Genomic DNA, 22,120 nt, shown 5'->3' on the forward strand with positions numbered 1-22,120 from the left:
GCGGCGTATTGGATACCCGCTTGTGCGGAGTGTCACGGACTCCGATGGAGCAGGCGCAGCGCAGCAACAAAAACCCGACAGGTTACGCCACCACCGGCGGCTTCTCGCCGTGGCGTTCCGACAGCGTGAAGATTTCGACGCCATTGGCCGTTACGCCGACCGAATGCTCGAATTGCGCCGACAGCGAGCGGTCGCGCGTTACGGCGGTCCAGCCGTCGGACAGGATCTTCACATGCGGTTTGCCGAGATTGATCATCGGCTCGATGGTGAAGAACATGCCGGGCCGGAGCACCACGCCTTCGCCGGGCCGGCCGACATGAATGATGTTTGGCTCGTCGTGGAACATGCGGCCGAGCCCATGCCCGCAGAAATCGCGCACCACGCTCATGCCCTGCGGCTCGACGAAACTCTGGATGGCGTGGCCGATGTCGCCGGTGGTGGCGCCCGGCTTCACCGCGGCGATGCCGCGCATCATGGCCTCGTAGGTCACCTCGATCAGCCGCTCGGCCTTGCGCGAGATCGGGCCGATCGCATACATCCGGCTGGAATCGCCATACCAGCCTTCGACGATGAAGGTCACGTCGATATTGACGATGTCGCCTTCCTTCAAGACCCGGTCTGCGGGCATGCCGTGGCAGACCACGTGGTTGATCGAGGTGCAGGTCGAATAGCGATAGCCGCGATACATCAGCGTGGCGGGGTAGGCGCCATGGCTGAAGGCGAATTCGCGGACAAAGTCGTCGATCCGCGAGGTCGGCACGCCGGGCCTGACGATGTCGGTCAGTTCATCGAGGCACTTGGCCACCAGCGCGCCTGCCTTGCGCATGCCGGCAAATCCGCCCGCCCCATGCAGCTTGATCTGCCCGGTCTTGCGCAAGGAGGTATCGGAGGCTTCGACGTAGCTCATGGGCGGATCGCATCTTTGCGGGAAGGAGGGATTTGAAGGCTCAATTTAATGGCTGGGGCCGCTAGTGCAAGCCAAGGTTAGCATGCCGCGGGTCGCGCCGCCGCCGGAACCGGGAACTGCCATGGCGCGGTTGGGCCGACATGCGAACGGGTATCAGCTCGGGACCTCCACCGTGGTCTCGACCGGGAGCGCGCCGCCGCGGACGCGGATTTCGCGCACCGGATAGGGCACCCGGATGCCCTCGCGCTTGAACGTCTCCCACAGGGACAGCATCACGTCGCTCTTTACATTGTCCATGCCGTCGGGGTCGGCGATCCAGAAGGTCAGCGAAAACTTCATCCCGGCCTCGGTGAATTCGACGAGGATGCAGTTCGGCGTCCTGGATTTGATGGCGCGCGGCGCGGCAGCCGCGATGTCAACCGCCAGCTTGCAGACCAGGCGCGGATCGGCGTCGTAATTGGTGCCGAAATTGACCTTCACCAGGGTATTCTTGTCGGTGTAGGTCCAGTTGGTGACCTTTTGCGTCACCAGATCCTCGTTCGGGATCAGGAACTCGCGGCCGTCGCCGGCGGCAACCGATATGTAGCGTGTCTTCATCGCGCTGATGCGTCCCGAACTGTCGCCGATGGTGACGAGATCGCCGGGCTTCACCGATTTGTCCGCCAACAGGATGATGCCGCTGATGAAATTGGCGACGATCTTCTGCAGGCCGATGCCGATGCCGACGCCGACCGCGCCGGAGAACACGGCCAGTGCCGACAGATTGATGCCGACCGCGCCGAGCGCAATGGCGATCGCGATGACCAGCAGCCCCATCCGGATCATCTTTACCAGCAGCACCTGGATCGACGGCGTCAGGTCGGTGGAGCGGGTAATGCGGCTTTCGGCGAAATTGCTGGCGATGTTGGTCAGCCACAATGCTGCGATCAGCAACAGCCCCAGTTTGATCACGACCAGCGGCGTCAGTCGCAATCCACCGAGCACCACCTCGACCGAGTCGAGCGCGTCGATCACCTGATCAAGCTGACCGACGATACTCAGCGCCGCCACGCACCACGCCGAAACCGACACCAGTTTGACCAGGAAGGCGTTGCGTATCGCCGAGGTTACCAGCCGGATGACCAGCCAGGCGAGCGCGAGTTTGGCGGACACCATCAAGAGGTAACTTCGGCTCGGCCAGGTCGAATGGTACATCGCGATGCGCGCCACGATCACCAGCGCCGCGAACACCGCCGTCGAAGCGCTGGCGATCAGGACGCGGGCGAAGTGCCGCAATGGCAGCGGCCACCCCATCGCAAACGAGGTCATGTCGACGCGCGCGCGAATCCCCGTGTCGGCGGCAAAGGCTATCCCGGCGGCGGCCAGAATCAGCCCGAACTGCAGATAGAACCAGGGCGAGGTGACCTCCGCGCCGACCGAGCGCGCGGTGGCATGCAGGAAATCGAGGATGTCGTTCGGATCCATCGTCAAAATCTCATCTCGGTCAGACCGCCCTGTCGGGTTTGATTCGAATATCTCTGCAGATTCCCACAACTGCGGCGCCGATGCCATCGCACGGCACGCCAATGGAGCGGGATAAGGCCCGCAAACCGGGCGTTGGCAGAAATGGGTTGGCGTCGAACTGTGGCGACGATAAGGATGCAATTGCAAGGATTTGCGAAAGCCATGGCCTCTCTCGACTCGGTCAGCATAGCTATTCTCCTCGGTGCGGTGCTGGTCATGGCCGGCATTCTGTCGAGCCTGCTGGCGCTGCGCTTCGGCGCGCCGTTGCTGCTGGTGTTCCTGCTGATCGGCGTGCTGGCCGGCGAATCCGGCCCCGGGCATCTGCTGTTCGACGACCTGCGCACCACCTATCTGGTGGGGTCGGTGGCGCTGGCGCTGATCCTGTTCGACGGCGGCCTGAGAACGCGGTTTCAAAGCATCCGCGCGGTGCTGGCACCATCGATGGTGCTGGCGACGATCGGGGTGCTGCTGACGGCGCTGATCACGGCACCGGTCGCCAAATATGCCCTCGATCTGAACTGGACCGAAGCGCTGCTGGTCGGCGCCGTGGTGGCGTCGACCGATGCGGCTGCGGTGTTTCTGCTGGTGCACGCGCAGGGCTTGCGGCTGCGTCCCCGCGTTGGCGCGACGCTGGAGGCGGAATCCGGCACCAACGATCCGTTCGCGGTTTTTCTGACGCTGATGCTGGTCGAACTCATTTCGGTCGGCGGTGGTTCTATCATGCATGTCATGCTGGAGCTTTCCCGCGAGGCCGTGCTCGGCACCGTGGCCGGCGTGATCGGCGGCCGTCTGGTGGTGCTGGCGCTCAATCGCGTGGCGCTGCCGCAGGGCCTGCACGCGCCGTTCGTCGCGACCGCCGCATTGGTGATTTTCGGCGCGGCGCAGATCGCGCACGGCTCGGGATTTCTCGCCGTCTATCTCGCCGGCATCATCATCGGAAACCGGCCGACCCGCGCGCATAATTCGGTGGTGGCGTTTCTCGACGCCGCGACCTGGCTGGCGCAGATCGTGATGTTCGTGCTGCTCGGACTGCTGGTCTCGCCGCAGCGGCTGGTGGTCAGCATTTTCCCGGCGGTGCTCGTGGCGCTGGTCCTGATGCTGGTGGCGCGCCCGCTGGCGGTGTTTCTCTGTCTGGCGCCGTTTCGCTTCAACTGGCGGGAGAAGATATTCATCGCCTGGACCGGCCTGCGCGGCGCGGTCGCGATCTTCCTGGCCTCGATCCCGATGCTGGTCGGGCTGTCGAAGGCTTATCTCTATTTCGACGTCGCCTTCGTCGTCGTGATCATTTCGCTGTTGCTGCAGGGCTGGACGCTGGCAACCGCGGCGCGCCGGCTCCACGTCGCCTTGCCGCGCGCGGATCGCGTTCCGCGGCGGGTCGAGCTTGATCTGCCCGGCCAGCTCGAGCAGCAATTGGTCGGCTATTCCGTGCGCCCAAAAAGCCTGTATTTCCGGCGGGGTCTCATCCCGTCCTGGTCGAAGCCGACGCTGGTGATCCGCGACCAGCGCATCCTGTCGCCCGCTGAAGCCGAACCCATTCTCCCGGGCGACTACATCTATCTGCTGGCGCCGCCGGAAAAGGCCGAGTCGCTCGATCGCTTCTTTGTCGACATGCTGCCGAGCTCGACGCCCGATCCGCATCTGCTTGGGGATTTCACCGTCTCCGGCGAGCACACGCTTGGCGAACTGGCCGAGATCTACGGCGTGGCGGTCGCTGAAGAGCAGTCACCACAGACGCTTGCCGATTATTTCGACATTCATCTCGACCATGCGCCGAAAGAAGGCGCCACTTTGGAGCTCGATACCATCGTGCTGGTGGCGCGCAACATCAGCGGCGGAAGGGTCAACGTCGTCGGCCTCCGCCTGCCCGAAGAGGAGGAAGACGTGGCGGCCGTGACGCGGCTGGGCTTGCTCAAGCGCAAGCTCGCGGAGCTTTGGTCGTCGGTTGCGGGAATCTAGGTCGCGCGCTGCCCCCGCGGATTGGCGCGGGGGGCGTGCGCACTAATTCGCGATCTCAGTAGCCGCAGGAAGCGCAGCGCGGAACCACCGGCTCGTAGTAAGCGCGCGCCGGCGCGACCATCTCGACGCGCTCGCGGACTCCATACTGAGCCGGAATGCGTTCGTACTGAACGCCCTCGGGCACCACCATTACCGTCTGCGGCACCATCACGGTCCGATATTGCGCGGGGGTGCGATGCGCGACGACCCTGCCGGGCTCAACCATGACGGTTTCCTGAACGGTACGGTACTGCGGCGGCACGATCCGCTGCTGATAGCAGGTGCCGCAAGGCGCTGGCGGCACGTAGCAGCCGTAACATCCCGCGGCCGCGGCGGTCGGAAGGGCAGTGACGGCAAGGACTGAAGCGATCATAGCGGCGTGAATGCGGGACATTTTCATGGGCTGCCTTTGGGTTGCAAACTCCTCACATGAATAGGCCGGCCATGCCGACCGTCAACGACAGACGCGCATTTACCTTTACGGAGATCATTAACGGAAGGCTTCAGCCCAGCGTTGCGGTCGATGGTCGCGGTGCGGCGCTGGCTATGGGCGCGAATGCGACGCGCGGTTTAACGCTGAAATTGGCCTGCTTCTCGCGGGGCGCGTCGCATCAGCGGCTGTAATTCGAAGGTAAAGATAAATCCTAAATCCCTCCATAACCTGGAAGTGCGACCGATGGTCCAAGGCGATCGCGTTGCGATCCATCGGACAGGCGTGCAACTCCGCTATCATCGTCTGGCCGATTGTTGAGCCGCAGAGCGGAGCAGGTGGAACGGCCAAATCTCCCCAGCTGCGCTAGCGAGGCTTTGTTTCGTTAGGCGAGCCGCCCGTCGACGCTGGATTGTCACCAACCGTCGTGCCCAATCGGCTGCTCGAACAGCAAGCGAGGACCAATGCCGCGAGCAGCAACACAATCGCGCTTGATGTCAGGGGCGGCAATTTCACCTCGTCCTCGAATCGTGATCCTGATCTGCCCAGTGCGGAGGTGGCATTGACCTCCCATCCGCCGACCTTTGCAATATGGAACCCGGCTCCGGCGGCGGGATGGAAGCGAAAACCACGAGCCGTGGGTTGTCGGGTCCCAATTAGCAGTATCTATTCGTCTTCAAACAGCGCAGCCTCACCGAAGAGGCGGCATATAATTATCCCACCAACCCAAGGAGCTGGCATGTCCAAGAGCAATCGAGAGACGAAGAAGCCAAAGAAGGACAAGGTCAAGACCATCGCCGCAGCGCCGAGCCAAAAGGGCGCAACGGCGGCTTGGCAGCCGACCTTCGGATCGGGCAAGAAGAAGTAACGGCAGACGATCCGCTTGGGTCGGTAGAGATCAACTGACGCCTCGGCAGGCCGAACGCGGTTACGCGCCAGCCAGTTTGTCCGCCAGATTGTTTTCCCGCACCGCTTGCACGGTGGAACGTTCCGCATCGCCGGGGCCACGCCAGGCTTCATTCGGCACGGCGGCAGATGCCGTGGATTTCAATCGTCCATACGGCCGGCGCACCCGGCTGCGCAACGGTTCCACGAACTTTCGGTTCAGTATTGCAAAGGCGGCGCTCGCCACCAGCACCAGCGGCGTGACCCCGAGCAGCAAGGTCCAGCCGCGCCATTCACCGTCGAGCAAAACACCGGCTACCAGAAAGCCGGCCAGCCAATGCACCAGGAACGCGAAATACGACCACTCGCCGAGCATTCGATCGATGCGTTCTGCCAGGGGACCAAATCGGCGGATCGAGATGGCGGAGAGGCCGGAGACGACGACCCCGACGCAGACCGTATCGACAAGATAGCCCCATCCAAAAATGTACGACGTGGGGAATACGCTGCCGCCCGCGAGCATGTTGGCGAGCCATGCGGCAAAGGCGCATCCGGCAGCCAGCGGCGAAGCAACCCGACCGCTGCGGCGGAGAAAATACAACACCGCGCCGACGGCAAAGGGAAACACCGCCGACGGCGCCGTAAAATAGGTGAGACCCCAGTTCAGGGCGTCATAGTCGCAGGCCAGTTGATAAGTCAGCCCCGCGACCAGCGCGATCAAGGCCCAGCTCATCTGCCGGGACACGACCAGGAACAGCAGCAGATACATGTCGATCTCGATGGCGACCGACCAGAACGGCGGGATGAACCGGAACGAGCCGTATGGAAGTTGCAACGGCAGTACCGCAAGGTTGATCAGAAGGTCGTTCGCGTCGGGCATGCGGCGCCAGAATTTCAGATATTCGGCGGCCTGGTCTGGCGCGATCGCGATGGCGATCAGCGTCAGTACGCAAACGAAATAATAGGGCGGCAGCAGCCGCAATGCCCGGTTGGTCCAGAAGCGCAACCCGTCAAAGCCGTACACCTCGTTCAATGCCGCGGTCATCATCAGGCCGGAGATGACGAAGAACCCGCGCACTGCGTAGAAGCCGAAATGCGCGACGTATTCGGTGCCGACCAGATGACTTAGAATGACCAGATAGGCCAGAAGGAAGCGCAGCGAACCGAACATGGCTTGATGTCCTCTAGCCAACCAGTCTCGGCAGCGCGATCACGACCAGAGCGAGCAAGCCGAAAACCGAGCTCATGACCACGGCCGAGCGGCGGCGCGCCATCGGATCCTCGCGCAACAGCGCGAAAGAGCTGCGCGCATCACGCGGGATCAGGAACGGGACCTGTTGGCGATAGGCCGCAAACTCCGGAATGGCGCGGTCCAGCACGGCTTCCTCCCAGCGCGCGCGCGCAATCTGCAGCGCCACGATAAGTGCCAGCAGCATCACCCCCGGCAGCGAGCGTACCTGCAGCAATATGCCGACGACACCGAGCAGCTCGAACAGGTACAGCGGGTGCCGCACGATGCTGTAAGGCCCTGTGGTGACCAGACGCCTCGCCTCCGGCATCACGCTGAACGAACGGCCGAGGAAGCTCAGCGTCAACACGCCGAGAATGCTGGCCGATACCCCGGCTACCGTCGCCAGCAGATTGCACCAGAGATTTGGCGGAGCGCGATCGAGCAGCACGCAGAACGGGGGAATGCAAACCGTAACCAGTGCGGCAAACCGCGGCAGCAAAGCGGTCGATTTCGCGATCGGACGATGCCGAAACAGCGGGAGCACCGCCAGAAGCGCCACGAACATCCACTGCGAGACCCGCGCCAGTGTGGCGATGATCACGCCGGCGTCGGCGTGCGCCCACATCGCAGGGTCCTGTGCGACCTGCGCGGAAAAACTGATGACGTCGTGGACAAGCGCGTAAAACGAATAAAGAACGATCGGCAGCCGCATCGTCCAGTCGTAGAAGCGGCTTTGTTCAATGCGATGAAAGAGGGTGTCTGACATGTGCCCGCCTCGACAGCGAAGGAGCGTGACGATTCAGGGTGCACCTTTCGCCCCTTTTTGATAGGCGGTCGGCATTAAGAGGCAGTTGCGCGGTTATCTAAAAGGGAAGCAGCCTTAAGCGTTGGTAGCTCTGAATTGAGATTGCGTTTGATTCGCAACGCGCGGCCGTTGGCGGCCCATTTGATCCAGATCAATCGACGCGGAAGTTTCCTGCCGATCGGGAAAAGCCGGCTTTGCGAAAATCAAACCCGCGCCAGCGCCGCGGGCAACACCTCGGTGCCGCCGAATGCGGTGACCCGGCCGCGCCGGAGCATCACAATCCGGGTCGCCAGCTGACGCATTTCGTAGGCGTCATGGCTGACATAGACCATGGGGATGCCGGCTTCGTCGCGCAGCCGCACCAGATAGGGCAGGATCTCCTCCTTGCGCTCTTCATCCAGCGATCCCAGCGGCTCATCCAGGAGCAGCAACCTCGGCTGTGACAACAGCGCGCGTCCCAGCGCCACGCGCTGGCGCTCGCCGCCGGACAATTTCCCCGGACGGCGATCCAGCAGGTTGCCGATATCGAGCAGGTCCGTGACACGCCTGTGCAGTGCGCCATCTTCGGCAAGGCGATTCATCCGCCGTCCGTAATCGAGGTTCTGGCGCACGTCGAGATGCGGGAACAACCGCGCGTCCTGGAACACATAGCCGATCCGGCGGCGATGGACCGGGATATGCGTCTGCGCCATCGTATCGTCCAGCGTTTCGCCGTCGATGGCGATGATGCCGCGATCGGGCCGCAGCAGTCCCGCGATCATGTTGATCAGCGAGGTCTTGCCGGCGCCCGAGGCGCCGAACAGTCCGGTGACCCGGCCGTCGCTTTCGAAGCAGGCTTCGATTCCAAATTCGCCAAGCCGCTTCGAGACGTCGACGCGCAGCATGATCAATTCCCGTGCAGGCGTTGCAGGGCGCGGCGGGCGAACCATTCGGAGCCGACCAGCGCGGCCATCGCGATCAGAACCGAAACCACCACCAGCCGCAGCGCCGCGGAATCGCCATCGGGCGTCTGGATCAGCGAATAGATGGCGGACGATATGGTTTGGGTTTCGCCCGGAATGTTCGACACGAAGGTGATGGTCGCGCCGAATTCGCCGATCGCCTTGGCGAAGCCGAGCACCATCCCGGCCAATACGCCCGGCAAGGCCAGCGGCAATGTGACGGTCAGGAACACCCGCCATGGCGCCGCGCCGAGCGTTCCAGCCGCCTGCTCCAGCCTGCGGTCCACGGCCTCGATCGATAACCGGATCGGCCGCACCAGCAGTGGAAACGACATGATTCCGCAGGCCAGCGCCGCCCCGGTCCAGCGAAAGGCGAACACGATGCCGAGATGGTCTGCCAGCCAGGCGCCGACCAGGCCGCGCCGGCCGAACGTCAGCAGCAGCAGATAGCCGGTGACGACCGGGGGCAGCACCAGCGGCAGGTGGATCAAGGCATCCGCAATCGATTTGCCCCAGAACTCGCGCCGCGCCAGCAGCCATGCCACGGCGATCCCGAGCGGCGTCGCCACCAGCGTCGCAACCGTGGCGACCCGCAGCGACAGTAGGATCGCGGTCCATTCCGTTGGCGAGAGTTCAAACACGGGATTTGGGATGCGGGGTCAAGTTGTAGGACTGACGAGAAACGAGAAACCATATTTCTCGAAGATAGCTTTTGCAGCCGACGACCGCAAAAAGCCCAGGTAGGAAATGGCTTCCGGTTTTGCGGTCGCCGTTGCCGCTACCGGATAGATGATCGGGGGATGGGAATCCGCCGGGAAAGTGCCGACGATTTTCACGCCGGGCTCGATCCTGGCGTCGGTGGAATAGACGATCCCGAGCGCGGCTTCGCCGCGCGCCACCAGCGTCAGCGCGGCCCGCACGCTTTCGGCCATCGCGAATTTCGGCTCGGCGGCCTGCCACGCGCCGAGCTTTTCCAGCGCCGCCCTGGCGTATTTGCCGACCGGCACCGCGTTGACGTCGCCGGTCGCGATCTTGCCGTTGCCTGCAAGCTTGGCCAGATCGAAGCCTTGGCCGATGATGACCCTGTCGATGCTGGAATCCTTCGGCGCGATCAGGACGATGCTGTTGCCGAGCAGGTTGACGCGCGACGGCGCGTTGATGGCTTTCCTGTTGACGGCATAGTCCATCCAGTCGGTATCGGCGGACATGAAGACATCCGCTGGCGCCCCCTGTTCGATCTGTTTGGCCAGCGCCGAACTCGCGGTATAGCTGGCGATGATCTTGACGCCGGTCTTCGCGGTATAGGCGGCATCGATGTCGTCGAGCGCATTCTTCATCGAAGCCGCAGCGAACACCGTGAGGCTCTTGTCCTGGGCGGACGCAGGCGAAAAGGCCGATCCGCACAGGATCGCGAGGGTTACGAAAAGTCCGGCAAGTCGATGCATGGGCGCTCCGCGCCTGCTCGCGCCCGCTCTCGCGCGCGAAGTCAGGCATTGGTCAAAATACGGGATGCGACAGGCGGAAGCGCCGTTCCACGGATCCCGGCGACTTACGGTCACCAAGGATATCGCAAGCAAAAACCATAACAGGCTGAGAGTTCGGGTAAAGGCTCTTGGTGCCTGAGGACGCACCCGTTCTTCACGCCTGACGCAGGCGAGCGTGACGGCCGTTCCGGGGACGCCGCTCCAGGGATCATGCGCGCGGGCTATTTGGACGGCAGGATTGCGATCGAAATCGAATTCTCCTTGGTCCCGCTGACCTGCAGCACAAACGGGCTGGCCGAAATCTCGTACTTCATGGTCTTGCGGATGCCGTCGCAATCGGTGGCGCCGCTGAACGCCTTCGGCTTCAGGGCATGTCCATCCTGCACCACATCGACCCAACCGCCGGCGGACAGGCTGACGGTATAGATGCCGGCCTTCGGCGCAGCCTTGAAGCTGGTGAAGCCGGCAAAGGTGCCTTCCTTCGGCGCGCGTTCCGGTGGCATGGGCAATTTGGCTTCGGCCGGCGCGCTCAGCCCCAACATCATGCCGGTGGCCGGCAACGCGGCGAGTTCGCTGCCGGAGACGAGCTTGACGCGATCCGGCGCGGTCAACGCCGCGCGCTCGTGATCAATATTCCACTTGAACTTGTCGCAGCCGCTCGGCTCTTCCGCCGCCCTTGCGGGGGCGGCTGCGAACAACACGAACGCGATGAAGATGGACCTGCGCATGGTCAATCCACCGCGATCATGACGTCGGAGGCCTTCACGACCACGGTCACGTGACCCCTGGCCTTGATGCCGAGTTCATCGACCGCCTCATTGGTGATGGACGAGGTGATGATCTGGCCATTGCCGATATCGACGCGGACATGCGAGGTGGTCGCGCCTTTCTTCACCTCGAGGACGGTACCCTTGATCTGGTTGCGTGCACTGATGCGCATGATGGTTCCCGCACGGCCAAAGTCGCGCGCGGTGGTGCCGCGAACGTGCTGGCTCTGATCGCAATGAAAGGATGGGACCATCGTCCCTGCATTGCCGCGCGCTTACGGCGTCGGCGGCATTGAACACTAGCGCATTTCGGAGCTGGGGGGAAAGTCGCTCGGCGAGATATTATTGCTTGGCGTCCGGTGCGGCCAGAACCTGGCGGCAGGCGGCCGGCAATTGCGCCAGCGTCATCGGTGGTTTCGGCTTCGGCGGTTCCGGTGGCGGTTTTGGATGGATCACGGAATCCTGAAACCAATAGGCCAGATCGGCGGTACTGCAGCCCTCGTCATAGGTCGGCTCCGGCTGGCTCTCGCATTCGGTGCCACCGGAGGGGCATTTGATGCGGACATGGAAGTGATAGTCGTGGCCATACATCGGCCGGATCTTGGAAAGCCAGTTGCGGTCGCCCTTGGCCTCCCGGCACAGTGCTTTCTTGATCGCGGCGTTGACGAAGATGCGCTGCACGCTTGGCTCAAGCGCAGCGGCACGGATCACCGTGAGATGGTTGGGGGTCCAGACGCTCGGATCGATGTCGAGCCGGTCGGGACGCACCATCATGACCGCGGACATTTCCTCACGCTCGTTGCGCGACAATTGCCGGTTCGGCATCGGCGTCAGCCAGATATCGGCGTCGAGGCCCACCTGATGGCTGGCGTGCCCGGTGAACATCGGCCCCCCGCGCGGCTGCGACATGTCGCCGACCAGGATGCCCGGCCAGCCGGCGTCCTTGTGCACCTTGGTCGACAACCGCTCCAGCAGCGCGACCATGTCGGGATGCGCCCAATTGCGATTGCGCGACAACCGCATCACCTGCCAGGTCTCGCCGTTGATCGGCAGCGCTTGCGCGCCCGCGATACAGCCCTTGGCATAGAAGCCGACCACCCGCGTCGGCATCGCCGCCGGGAGGACCTTGCGGCCGAACAGCTCCTTGGCGCCGAGTTTGGCATCGTTCGGATTGGCGAGCGGCGGCAGCGGCTTCGGATCGACGCTTCCCTTGTCCTGTGCCAGCGCGGCAGTGGCGCTGACATCGGCGGCGAAGGCAAGGAGGAGCGGTATGAGGATCAGGCAGAGCTTCATGGGGTCACTCTACATCACGGGTGTTCAGCATGGAATTCGGCAATCGGGAAATGGCAGCCCGATCGCGATCGCTTGATCGCTGGCGGTCGCCGCTCGGCGCGGCCGGCCCGCGACCGCCCGGCTCGGTGGTCCGGCGTCGCAAGGTTGCATCAGGTGGCACCCGTCGCATCCGGCGGCGCTGTTCGCGCTGGTCGAGCGGCAGTGCCGCGAATACCCCGATCGAGATTGCGAACTGGCGGGAACCGCGCCTTGCGGGCGCGAAGCGTGCGGATGCTGATGAGGTGCGCGGCTCGCATTTTTACGAATCAATAACCCTATAGGTCATTGACGAAATTTCGCGCATTAATGGCGCAGTGTATGCGCGCGGAAAAGTTTAGCGTGGGTAGACGGTCTTGCATCGCGCATTCGTAGGCACTAACGGCCACGCGCTCGCGGGACGGCTATCTTTTCATTATTAATCTCGCGAAGGCGCCTCTTAAACAGGCAGGCTGAGTGGGGGATCTCCTGTGGAACGCCGGCGATCAAACCCATCGGCGGCAAGAGATACCATTTTTTCAGACACTTATCGGAGAACCTTACCCGCAAAATGCGAGTGGGGCGCCAATGCCGAGAATCCCGACCAAGAAAGCAAAAGCAAGACAGCAGGCCGCCGCGGCGCGCGCGGGGTCCCGGGGCCGGCCGGCCAAGCCCGGATCGAAGGTCTTGGGAAGCAATCGGCCGATGGCGGCGGAGATCGGCGAGATCGCGCGCATGCGCGCCGAGGCGGAAGCCGCGGTTGCGGAAGCGCGAAAATCCCACGAACGGCTGCGCGAGGCCATCGATATCCTGCCGCAGGGCATTGTGTTTCTCGACGCCGACGGACGCTACATTCTCTGGAACAAGAAATATTCCGAGATCTACAGCCGCAGTTCGGATCTGTTCCAGCCGGGCGCGCGGCTGCAGGACACAATCCGCATCGGGGTCGAGCGTGGCGACTATCCGGAAGCCATCGGCCGCGAAGAGGAATGGGTCGCCGAACGGCTCGCCAGGCTCTATCAGCCCGGCGAACGCCACGAGCAACTCCTTGCCGACGGCCGCTGCATTCTGATCGAGGAGCGGCTGACCGAGGATGGCGGCATCATCGGCCTGCGCGTCGACATCACCGAGCTGAAGCAGCGCGAGGCCTCATTTCGCCTGCTGTTCGACAGCAATCCGATTCCCATGATCGTCTGCGCGCTGGACAATGAACGCATCCTTGGCGTCAACGACGCCGCGGTCGCGCATTACGGCTACAGCCGTGCCGACTTCGAAAAACTCACCATCCGCCGCGTCCAGGCCTTCGAATCCGAGCCGCCCTGGGTCGTAGATCGCAGCAGCGACGAACAGGCGGCGCGCACCTGGAAACATGTCAGGGCCGACGGAACGCTGATCGATCTGGCGATCTATTCGCGCCATTTGGTCTACGGCGACCAGCCCGCGGTGTTGCTGGCGCTGATGGACATCACCGAGCGCAAGCGCGCCGAGGCGCGGCTCACCTTCATGGCGCAGCACGACGGCTTGACCGGCCTGCCGAACCGCAATCTGCTGCGGCAACGCATGGACGAGATTTTGCTGCACGCGCGGCGCAGCTCGGACAAGGCCGCGGTGCTGATCCTCGGCCTCGACAATTTCAAGGCGGTCAATGATACGCTTGGCCACGGCATAGGCGACAAGCTGCTCCGTGCCGTCGCCAAGCGCCTGCGATCGATGCTGCGCGAGGAAGATACGCTCGCCCGTCTCAACTCCGACGAATTCGCCGTTGTCCAGAGCGGACTGGCGCGGCCCGAGGATGCGGTATTGCTGGCCAGAAGGTTGCTGGAGGCGATCGGCGAACCCTACCTGTTGGGCGGCCATTCCGTCGTGGTCGGCGCCAGCATCGGCATCGCGATGGCGCCCGGCGATGGCGACGAGTCCGAAAAACTCCTGAAGCACGCCGACATGGCGCTGTCCCGGGCCAAAAACGACTCGCGCGGCACCTTCAGCTTCTTCGAGGCCGGAATGGACGCGCGCGCCCAGGCTCGCCGTAAGATCGAAGCCGATCTGCGCGAGGCAATCGAGAATGATGTGCTGAGGCCGCATTATCAGCCGGTGATCGATCTTTCCGCCGGACGCATCACCGGCTTTGAGGCGCTGGTGCGCTGGCCGCACCCCGAACGCGGCATGATCTCGCCGGCGGAATTCATCCCCGTCGCCGAAGAGACCGGCCTGATCAACGGGCTCGGCGGCCTGATGCTGCGCCGGGCCTGCATGGACGCTGCGCTTTGGCCGGAAGACGTTCGCGTTGCGGTCAACCTGTCGCCGGCGCAGTTTCGCACCGGCAATCTGCTGTCGATCGTGATCGACGCGCTGAAGCAGTCCGGCCTGCCGGCAAGGCGGCTGGAACTTGAAATCACCGAGACCCTGCTTCTGGAAAAGAGCGGCCAGGTGCTGGCCACGCTGCACGGGCTGCGCGCGCTTGGCGTGCGCATCTCGATGGACGATTTCGGAACCGGCTATTCCAGCTTGAGCTATTTGCGGAGCTTTCCCTTCGACAAGATCAAGATCGATCAGTCGTTCGTGCGTGATCTCGCCGCCAATCGCGACGCACAGGCGATCGTGCGCGCGATCATCAGCCTCGGTGTCGGACTGGGCGTCACCATCACGGCTGAAGGCGTCGAGACCGAAGCCGAACTGGGCTGCCTGCGCGCCGAGGGTTGCCACGAGGGACAGGGCTTCCTGTTCAGCCGGCCGCGGCCCAACAGTGAGATTGCCGGGTTACTGAGCGCGCAGTCCGGCACGGACGTCGGCGGGAACGCGGGTACGGTCGGGAAGGCCTCGCTGGTCGCCTGACGGCGGCCCGTTACTTGCCGCGCGCGGTCTTGCGCTTGTTCAGATGATAGGTCAGCGCCAGAGCCACGCAGTGGCGCAGCGCGGCTTCCGGAATCTTGTCCTTGACGTTGAGGACGATGCTTCGGTTGCCGCCAAAGCTCAACTCCCCGGCGTATAGCTCGCGGAAGGTTGCGACCAGGTCGGTCTGACAATGGAAATACACCGCATATTGGTCGGCGGTGGATCCAATCCGGTCAATGCGAATCGTGCTGCCGCTTCCGGTCTCGGGCGTCAGGTAGCTTGGCTGGCCCCATTTCAGGGTTTCCTCAAGCCGGCCGACGCCTTCGGTGGTCTTCGCGGTGTCGAAGATCAGGCGACGCAGCGCCAGTAGCCTGGTTTTGATCGGCCCGGGACAGGCACTGAAAACCGCCTCGACCGCGGGGTCCGAAAATCCGGCCCGCTTTCCTTCCATCGCATTTCCTGACTTGGCGGGCTTCGTCGATGCGCCGGTCATTGCCGCGTTCCAAGCTTACGGTTTGATCATGCCTGATGATCAGAGCATGGATTTGCGCGACCGGAAACCAGCCTCCGTCAAATGTGGGGGATGTTTTCGCTCGAAACGTTAGGCGGCGTCGCGCAGGCCGGCCAGGAAGGTGTCGACGCTGTCGAACAGCGTGGAGGCGTGCTGGCTGAGCTCGCTGGAGGCGACGAGGACGGTATCGGCCAGCGCGCGCGACTGTTCGGCGGCCTGGCTTGCGCCGGCCACATTGATCGCGACTTCACTGGTGCCGGCAGCGACCTGTTGCACGCTACGCGCGATCTCGCGGGTCGCTGATCCCTGCTCCTCGACGGCGGCGGCGATGGTGGTGGCGATCCCGCTGATCTGCCGTATGGTGTCGCTGATGCCGCCGATCGCCGCGGCGCAGTTGCCGGTGGAGGATTGGATGGCGGTGACCTGACCGGCGATCTCCTCGGTCGCCTTCGCGGTCTGGCTGGCGAGCGCCTTGACCTCGGATGCGACCACCGCAAAACCCCTGCCGGCTTCTCCGGCCCGCGCCGCCTCGATGGTCGCATTCAGTGCCAGGAGATTGGTCTGGCTGGCGATGGCACCGATCAGGCGAAGCACATCGCCGATTTTTTCGCTGGCGGCGGCAAGGCTCCCGACGATTTCCGTGGTTTGCCCGGCCTTGGTCACGGCGGCGTCCGCAACGTCGCTGGAATGGGTGACCTGGCGGCCGATCTCGGCCACGGAAGAGGCAAGCTCCTCGGTGGCGGCGGCGACGGTGTTGACGCTGGCGGAAGCCTCCTCCGAAGCGGCGGCGGCGGCTGCGGCCTGCGCCGATGTCCCGTTGACGCTGGCGGTGATCTCCGCCGCCACGCGTTGCATATCCTTGGTCGCCCGCGCAACCGCGCCAACCACGCTCTTGACGTCGGCTTCGAAGCGGTCGGCCATTTGACGCTGCAACGCCTTCTTCTCCAGTTCGGCCTGCTGCTTGGCGGCCTCCTGCGCCTCACGCAGCGAGCGCGCCTCGATCATGTTGCGGCGAAACACGTCGACAGCGCCGGCCATGGTGCCGAGTTCGTCCTTCCGGTCGCCGCCGGGGATGGTCACCTCGGTATCGCCACTCGAAAGGCGGTTCATGACCGCGGTAATTGCCGTCAGTGGGCGCGACATGCCGCGGCCGAGCAGGAATGCCAGCAAGGCGGCGGCGACGAGAATGGCGATCGTGCCCAGAACGAGGTTGCGCTGCGAACTGGCCGACGCCGCCTCATAGTCGGTGGTATCCCTGACCAGTTCGATCACCGCGACCGCCTGCCCGGCGTAATTCCTGATTTGTCCGAGATAGAGAGCGGCCGGACGGCCGTTGAGCGTGGCGTCGCGACGCAGATGGCCGCCTTCGAACACGCTTTTGAGTTCGTCCTGGGTGACGTCCGAAGCGTCGCCGAGGGTCGATGCGATCCTCACGAAGGCCTTGCCATCGAAACGGTGCACGGCGAGATCGACGCTGAAGCGCTGCTTGGCGCTATCGACGAATTGCTTGCCAAAGGAAACGCCGACATCGGCGACCGCGAGGCTCTTGCCGTCGCGCATGATCGGCGTCATGGCAAATACGCCCAGCGAATCCCGTCCGGCTTCAACGCCGACGATCGGTTTGCCTGTCTTGTTCGACTCCACCACGGTAGCACGCCGCGCCGAGATGTCCTCGCCGAACAGTTTCGGCTCGTGAACCCGGAAGAAGGCGGTGGCCGGCGGCATGTGGAAACTGATCAGCGGCATGCCCTGCGACTTCAACGCCGCGAACGGTGCTTGCAGCAGCGGCAACAGCGCGTCACGGTCGCCTTTGGCAACCGCGTCCGCCACTGGAGGCAGATTGGCGATCACGGCGCTGACCGCCAGCGCCGCCCGGCCCTCGTAATCGAGGGCGGCGATGACGCTGTCATATTGCAGCTTGAGCTGCTGGTCGAGCGCAAGCCGCGTCAGGGCGCGCTCTTGCATGATGGAAAACGTTCCGAGGATTCCGCAGGCCGCCGCCACGGTCAGCGAAATGGCGAGCATTAGGCGGGCCGCAATCGATCGAAGTTGAAACATGGGGAAACCGGAGCTCCGAGACGGGAGTAACCCGGAAGTTCCCAGAAAGTGTTTAACATCTGATTGCTTTTGCGGTCGCAAGGCCGTGAGGCCGCATCCCGCACGCGTTCTTTGCACCGCGCGGCGATCGGCGGTGGATCGGCCGGCTCGAGACATCAATTCGGTGCCGAAGCAGCGCTTTAAGTCGTTGGTCCGCGCGCGACGGGGCTGGCCGTCAGGATCGATCTGCCGACGTCCTCGTAATGGGTGTCGCGGGCCTGGATCTGCTGCGCGATGGCATGCATGTCGCGGAAACGGCGCTCGAACTTGTTGGCCTTGAACACGGCGGTAGCGCCGGCCATGTGATAGGCGGTATCGACCACCGCGGCTGACTGATGGATGGTCCAGGTCGAGGCGAGGCGAAGCGCCGCCCGACGCTCCTCCGAGATCTTTCCTGTATTGGTCAGATCATGCCAGGCCTCGGCGGCTGTCGCGTAGAGATAGGCGCGTGCCGCGCGCAAATTGCCTTCGGTGCGGCCGATCAGGCCCTGAACGGCGTTGTTCTCCCGCATCGCCTTGAGACCCACCGTGGCTTTGCCGCGCGCCAGATCGATCGCCGCATCGAGCGTGGCGCGGGCGACGCCGAGCGAGATGGCGGCGAAGCCCAGTCCGAACATGCTGTAGGTGGTGATGCCGTAGAGCGGCCCTTTTTCCCGCAGCGCCGTGAAATCGTCGCGCAGCGCGGCGTGTTTTTCCGGGATGAACAGATCGTCGACCGAATAGGAGTCGGTGCCGGTACCGGAAAGGCCGATCACGTCCCAGACGTCGTACATGGTGGCGCTTGTCGCCGGGAAGACGATGGTGCGTATTTCCGGCGTGCCGTTCGGCTTCAGCCTCTTGGTGCCGTCGGCTTCGACGACCTGGACATGGGCGCCGAGCCAGTTCGCCTGGCGGGAGCCGCTGGCGAAATCCCAGCGCGCGGTGATGCGATAGCCGCCGGGAACGACATGCACCTCGTTGGCGATCGCGCCCCAGGCGAGGATGTCGTTCGGCTGGCCGAAAATCTCGCGCGCCGCGTCCGCGTCGAGATAGGCCGCCGTCATGGCGCAAACCGAGCACTGGCCGAGGCACCACGCCGTGGAGGCATCGGCCTTCGCGATCTCCTCCAGCATCTGCATGAAAACTTCCGGCGGCGCCTCGGCGCCACCGAGGCTCTGCGGCAGCAGCGAGCGATAGAGCCCGTTTTCGATCAGGGCGGAAACCACCGGCTGGGTGAGGCGCCGCGTCCGCTCGATCTCGTCGGCCTCGCGCGTGATCAAGGGTGCCAGCGTCTTTGCGCGGTCGATGAGGCCCAACGCTGTGGGCTTATTCATGACGTTTCCTTGCCCTTATCGAGTGATCAATTAAGGGGCATGTTGGTCCATCTGGCGGCGCGGATCAAGATGGGGCAACGGGATAAGTGATGCGCGGGCTGCATGTCCTTTATCGCGCAAGGCCGAGCACCAGAAGCAGCGCGCGATCGAGCTGCTCGGACGTTTCCGCGTCGATGCGGCCAATCACGCGCCGAATCCGGTCGCGGCGAAGCGCGACCAGTTTATCCGTCATAATTTGCGACCGAAGGCGAAGGCCGTTCTCCGGTGCCGCTTCGATCATTGGTCGGAGCGAAAGTCCGTCCTGCAGGTCTGACGAGACGGGACAAACGAAAATTGTCGAAAGCCCGGCGTTAAATTTGTCGCCTTGAACGACGATGCCAGGCCGCGGCCTCCCGAGATCGCTCGGAACCACCATCAGCACGACATCGCCGCGTGCTATTTCCACGATTCCCAATCGTAGACCTGCTCGATCCAGTCATCGATCGCATCGTTTTCCGGATGCTGCGCCATCAACTTTATTTCACGGCGGATTTCCGCGAGCACCTTGGGATCGCGCAGATCCGGTACCCAATGCTGCACCGGCCGCAGCCCCTGCGCGCGCAGCCGCTCGCGGCGCGAAGCCATGCGCTGCTGGGGGGTGCGGGGTTTTGACTTTTTCGGGGTCGTGGCCATGGCTTGAGCGTAACATGTTACGCTCGCGGCTTCAACGGCTTCTCAGCTATCCACCTTCAGCGCGGCGATAAAAGCCTCTTGCGGGATGTCGACCTTGCCGAACTGCCGCATCTTCTTCTTGCCTTCCTTCTGCTTCTCCAGAAGCTTGCGTTTGCGCGTGATGTCGCCGCCGTAGCATTTCGCGGTGACGTCCTTGCGTAGCGCGCGCACGGTCTCGCGCGCGATCACCTTGCCGCCGATCGCGGCCTGGATCGGAATCTGGAACATGTGCGGCGGGATCAGTTCCTTCATCTTCTCGACCATGGCGCGGCCGCGGCCCTCGGCGCGCTGGCGGTGCACCAGCATCGACAGCGCGTCCACCGGTTCGTTGTTGACGAGGATCTGCATCTTGACGAGGTCGGCCGGCTTGTAGTCGGTGAGATGATAGTCGAATGAGGCATACCCCTTCGAGACCGACTTCAGGCGGTCGTAGAAATCGAACACCACTTCGTTGAGCGGCAGCTCGTATTTCACCATCGCGCGGTTGCCAACGTAAGTGAGCTCCTTCTGCGCGCCGCGCCGGTCCTGGCACAGTTTCAGCACGCTGCCGAGATATTCGTCCGGCGTGAGGATCGTGGCTTCGATCCACGGCTCCTCGATCTCGGCAATCTTCACCACGTCGGGCATGTCGATCGGGTTGTGGATCTCGATCACCTGCCCGTCGGTGAGGCGCATCTTGTAGATCACCGATGGCGCGGTCGCGATCAGGTTGAGATCGAATTCGCGGCTTAACCGCTCCTGGATGATTTCCAGATGCAACAGCCCGAGGAAGCCGCAGCGGAAGCCGAAGCCGAGCGCGGCGGAGGTTTCCATTTCGAACGAGAAGCTGGCGTCATTGAGCCGCAATTTTCCCATCGCCGCCCGCAAGGTTTCAAAATCGTCGGCGTCGACCGGGAACAGGCCGCAGAACACCACCGGGATCGCCGGCTTGAATCCCGGCAGCATGTCGGTCACCGGCTTGCGGTCGTCGGTGATGGTGTCGCCGACGCGGGTGTCGGCCACTTCCTTGATCGCGGCGGTGATGAAACCGATCTCACCGGGGCCGAGTTCATCGATCTGCGTCATCTTCGGGGTGAAGAAGCCGACGCGCTCGACATCATACGCGGCGTTGGTGCCCATCATCCGGATGCGCTGGCCCTTCTTCATCACGCCGTCGACGATCCGCACCAGCACCACGACGCCGAGATAAACGTCGTACCAGCTGTCGACCAGCAGCGCCTTCAGCGAGGCCTCGCGGTCGCCCTTCGGCGGCGGCAGCCGGTTCACGATGGCTTCCAGCACCTGGTCGATGCCAAGCCCGGTTTTCGCCGAGATCATCACCGCGTCGGACGCGTCGATGCCGATCACGTCCTCGATCTGCTGCTTGACCTGATCGGGTTCGGCGGCCGGCAGGTCGATCTTGTTGAGCACCGGCACGATCTCATGGCCGGCGTCGAGCGCGTGGTAGACGTTGGCGAGCGTCTGCGCCTCGACGCCCTGGCTGGCGTCGACCACGAGCAGCGAGCCTTCGCAGGCCGCCAGCGAGCGCGAAACCTCGTAGGCGAAGTCGACATGGCCGGGCGTGTCAATCAGATTGAGGATGTAGGTCTTGCCGTCCTTGGCCAGATAGGTCAGCCGCACGGTCTGCGCCTTGATGGTGATTCCGCGCTCGCGCTCGATATCCATGGAATCGAGCACTTGTTCCTTCATCTCGCGCGCCTGCAACCCTCCGGTGGTCTGGATCAGGCGGTCGGCCAGCGTCGATTTGCCATGGTCGATATGCGCAACAATGGCGAAGTTGCGGATGTTGGAAATAGGGATGGATGTCATGGGCGCGGGATAGCATTCGCGTTCCCGTGCGGCAACCATATTACGCCGTTTTGGCGGCGCTTCTTCACGCCAAGCTGATTCCACTTACTCGAAAAACGCGCTACGCACGGGGTATGTCCAGTGCATCATTTTTGCCCGCCGCTTCGCGTGCGCGCCGCCGCCGACCAAGCCTGCGCCGGCTGGCGGCGTGGCTGGCGGCGTCAGCGTCCGACCACAAGGCCGCGCCGTGGCTGGTGATCGGTTTTGCTACTGCCCATGCGGTGCTCTGGACCTTCATCCTGATCAATCTCAAGGCGGCGCAGGACGTCCACATGGATGTCGCCGAAGCCTTCGCCTGGGGCCAGAAGTTCCAGCTCGGCTATGGCAAGCACCCGCCGCTGGCGGGTTGGGTCGCCGGTCTCTGGTTCCGGATGTTCCCGGTCGCCGACTGGGCCGCGTATGCGCTGGCGATGGCGACCCTCGGCTGCGGTCTGGTGATTTGCTGGCTGATCGCGCTGCGCGTGGTGGACTACCGCCGCGCATTCTTCGTCGTGGTGCTGCTCGCGCTTTATCCGATCTTCAATTTCAAGGGCTTCAAGTACAACCCGGACC

The 22,120-nt window shown here is 63.6% G+C and carries 22 protein-coding genes; 5 read left to right on the forward strand and 17 right to left on the reverse strand.

Going from position 1 to position 22,120, the window contains the following annotated elements:
• Positions 1-82: 82 nt before the first annotated feature.
• Positions 83-907, reverse strand: coding sequence for a type I methionyl aminopeptidase (gene map / locus E8A46_RS13850; protein ID WP_291561503.1), 825 nt, complete (start codon positions 905-907; stop codon positions 83-85).
• A gap of 153 nt (positions 908-1,060) precedes the next feature.
• The gene (locus E8A46_RS13855; protein WP_291561505.1) at positions 1,061-2,371 is read right to left on the reverse strand and encodes a mechanosensitive ion channel domain-containing protein; all 1,311 of its coding nucleotides are present in this window, start codon (positions 2,369-2,371) and stop codon (positions 1,061-1,063) included.
• A 201-nt stretch (positions 2,372-2,572) separates the two neighbouring features.
• On the opposite strand from E8A46_RS13855, the gene E8A46_RS13860 reads away from it, so the two are divergent.
• Positions 2,573-4,366 (forward strand): potassium/proton antiporter, encoded by a 1,794-nt coding sequence (locus E8A46_RS13860; protein ID WP_291561508.1) that lies wholly within the window; start codon positions 2,573-2,575, stop codon positions 4,364-4,366.
• A gap of 55 nt (positions 4,367-4,421) precedes the next feature.
• Here the strand turns inward: E8A46_RS13860 and E8A46_RS13865 are convergent, their stop codons facing one another.
• Complete coding sequence (locus tag E8A46_RS13865) at positions 4,422-4,799, reverse strand: hypothetical protein (RefSeq protein WP_291561552.1); 378 nt, start codon at positions 4,797-4,799, stop codon at positions 4,422-4,424.
• A 50-nt stretch (positions 4,800-4,849) separates the two neighbouring features.
• Between E8A46_RS13865 and E8A46_RS13870 the strand changes: the two genes are divergently transcribed.
• Positions 4,850-5,029, forward strand: coding sequence for a hypothetical protein (locus E8A46_RS13870; protein ID WP_291561509.1), 180 nt, complete (start codon positions 4,850-4,852; stop codon positions 5,027-5,029).
• Between the two features lie 545 nt (positions 5,030-5,574).
• Positions 5,575-5,703: a hypothetical protein gene (locus E8A46_RS13875; RefSeq protein WP_291561511.1), complete on the forward strand. Its 129-nt coding sequence runs from the start codon at positions 5,575-5,577 to the stop codon at positions 5,701-5,703.
• A 60-nt stretch (positions 5,704-5,763) separates the two neighbouring features.
• Here the strand turns inward: E8A46_RS13875 and E8A46_RS13880 are convergent, their stop codons facing one another.
• From E8A46_RS13880 to mepA, 8 genes are all read right to left on the reverse strand, one after another.
• Positions 5,764-6,891: an acyltransferase gene (locus E8A46_RS13880; RefSeq protein ID WP_291561513.1), complete on the reverse strand. Its 1,128-nt coding sequence runs from the start codon at positions 6,889-6,891 to the stop codon at positions 5,764-5,766.
• A gap of 13 nt (positions 6,892-6,904) precedes the next feature.
• The gene (locus E8A46_RS13885) at positions 6,905-7,717 is read right to left on the reverse strand and encodes an isoprenylcysteine carboxylmethyltransferase family protein (protein WP_291561515.1); all 813 of its coding nucleotides are present in this window, start codon (positions 7,715-7,717) and stop codon (positions 6,905-6,907) included.
• 242 nt (positions 7,718-7,959) lie between these two features.
• Positions 7,960-8,640, reverse strand: coding sequence for a molybdenum ABC transporter ATP-binding protein (gene modC, locus E8A46_RS13890; RefSeq protein WP_291561518.1), 681 nt, complete (start codon positions 8,638-8,640; stop codon positions 7,960-7,962).
• 2 nt (positions 8,641-8,642) lie between these two features.
• Complete coding sequence (gene modB / locus E8A46_RS13895) at positions 8,643-9,338, reverse strand: molybdate ABC transporter permease subunit (protein ID WP_291561520.1); 696 nt, start codon at positions 9,336-9,338, stop codon at positions 8,643-8,645.
• Positions 9,339-9,356: 18 nt separating this feature from the next.
• Positions 9,357-10,142: a molybdate ABC transporter substrate-binding protein gene (gene modA, locus E8A46_RS13900; RefSeq protein ID WP_291561524.1), complete on the reverse strand. Its 786-nt coding sequence runs from the start codon at positions 10,140-10,142 to the stop codon at positions 9,357-9,359.
• Between the two features lie 260 nt (positions 10,143-10,402).
• The gene (locus E8A46_RS13905) at positions 10,403-10,909 is read right to left on the reverse strand and encodes a hypothetical protein (RefSeq protein ID WP_291561526.1); all 507 of its coding nucleotides are present in this window, start codon (positions 10,907-10,909) and stop codon (positions 10,403-10,405) included.
• Positions 10,910-10,911: 2 nt separating this feature from the next.
• Positions 10,912-11,121, reverse strand: coding sequence for a TOBE domain-containing protein (locus E8A46_RS13910; RefSeq protein ID WP_291561527.1), 210 nt, complete (start codon positions 11,119-11,121; stop codon positions 10,912-10,914).
• Between the two features lie 169 nt (positions 11,122-11,290).
• A complete protein-coding gene (gene mepA / locus E8A46_RS13915; RefSeq protein WP_291561529.1) occupies positions 11,291-12,241 on the reverse strand; it encodes a penicillin-insensitive murein endopeptidase in 951 nt (316 codons plus the stop codon).
• Positions 12,242-12,961: 720 nt separating this feature from the next.
• On the opposite strand from mepA, the gene E8A46_RS13920 reads away from it, so the two are divergent.
• A complete protein-coding gene (locus E8A46_RS13920) occupies positions 12,962-15,088 on the forward strand; it encodes an EAL domain-containing protein (RefSeq protein WP_291561554.1) in 2,127 nt (708 codons plus the stop codon).
• Positions 15,089-15,098: 10 nt separating this feature from the next.
• Here E8A46_RS13920 and E8A46_RS13925 read toward each other — a convergent pair whose 3' ends face one another.
• The 6 genes from E8A46_RS13925 to lepA form a co-directional block, all read right to left on the reverse strand.
• Positions 15,099-15,581 (reverse strand): DUF1801 domain-containing protein, encoded by a 483-nt coding sequence (locus E8A46_RS13925; protein ID WP_291561531.1) that lies wholly within the window; start codon positions 15,579-15,581, stop codon positions 15,099-15,101.
• 108 nt (positions 15,582-15,689) lie between these two features.
• A complete protein-coding gene (locus E8A46_RS13930; RefSeq protein ID WP_291561533.1) occupies positions 15,690-17,657 on the reverse strand; it encodes a methyl-accepting chemotaxis protein in 1,968 nt (655 codons plus the stop codon).
• A gap of 179 nt (positions 17,658-17,836) precedes the next feature.
• A complete protein-coding gene (locus E8A46_RS13935; RefSeq protein WP_291561536.1) occupies positions 17,837-19,009 on the reverse strand; it encodes an acyl-CoA dehydrogenase family protein in 1,173 nt (390 codons plus the stop codon).
• Between the two features lie 109 nt (positions 19,010-19,118).
• The gene (locus E8A46_RS13940; protein ID WP_363251734.1) at positions 19,119-19,454 is read right to left on the reverse strand and encodes a type II toxin-antitoxin system PemK/MazF family toxin; all 336 of its coding nucleotides are present in this window, start codon (positions 19,452-19,454) and stop codon (positions 19,119-19,121) included.
• Positions 19,445-19,681, reverse strand: coding sequence for an antitoxin MazE family protein (locus E8A46_RS13945; RefSeq protein ID WP_291561537.1), 237 nt, complete (start codon positions 19,679-19,681; stop codon positions 19,445-19,447). The genes E8A46_RS13940 and E8A46_RS13945 overlap by 10 nt, the downstream gene beginning before the upstream one ends.
• A gap of 42 nt (positions 19,682-19,723) precedes the next feature.
• Entirely contained in the window at positions 19,724-21,529 is a 1,806-nt protein-coding gene (lepA, locus tag E8A46_RS13950) for a translation elongation factor 4 (RefSeq protein WP_291561540.1), read from the reverse strand.
• A gap of 113 nt (positions 21,530-21,642) precedes the next feature.
• On the opposite strand from lepA, the gene E8A46_RS13955 reads away from it, so the two are divergent.
• A partial coding sequence (locus tag E8A46_RS13955; RefSeq protein ID WP_291561542.1) for a glycosyltransferase family 39 protein occupies positions 21,643-22,120 on the forward strand: 478 nt, incomplete at its 3' end.

The sequence above is a fragment of the Bradyrhizobium sp. genome, assembly GCF_004799445.1.
Taxonomy (GTDB): Bacteria; Pseudomonadota; Alphaproteobacteria; order Rhizobiales; family Xanthobacteraceae; genus Bradyrhizobium.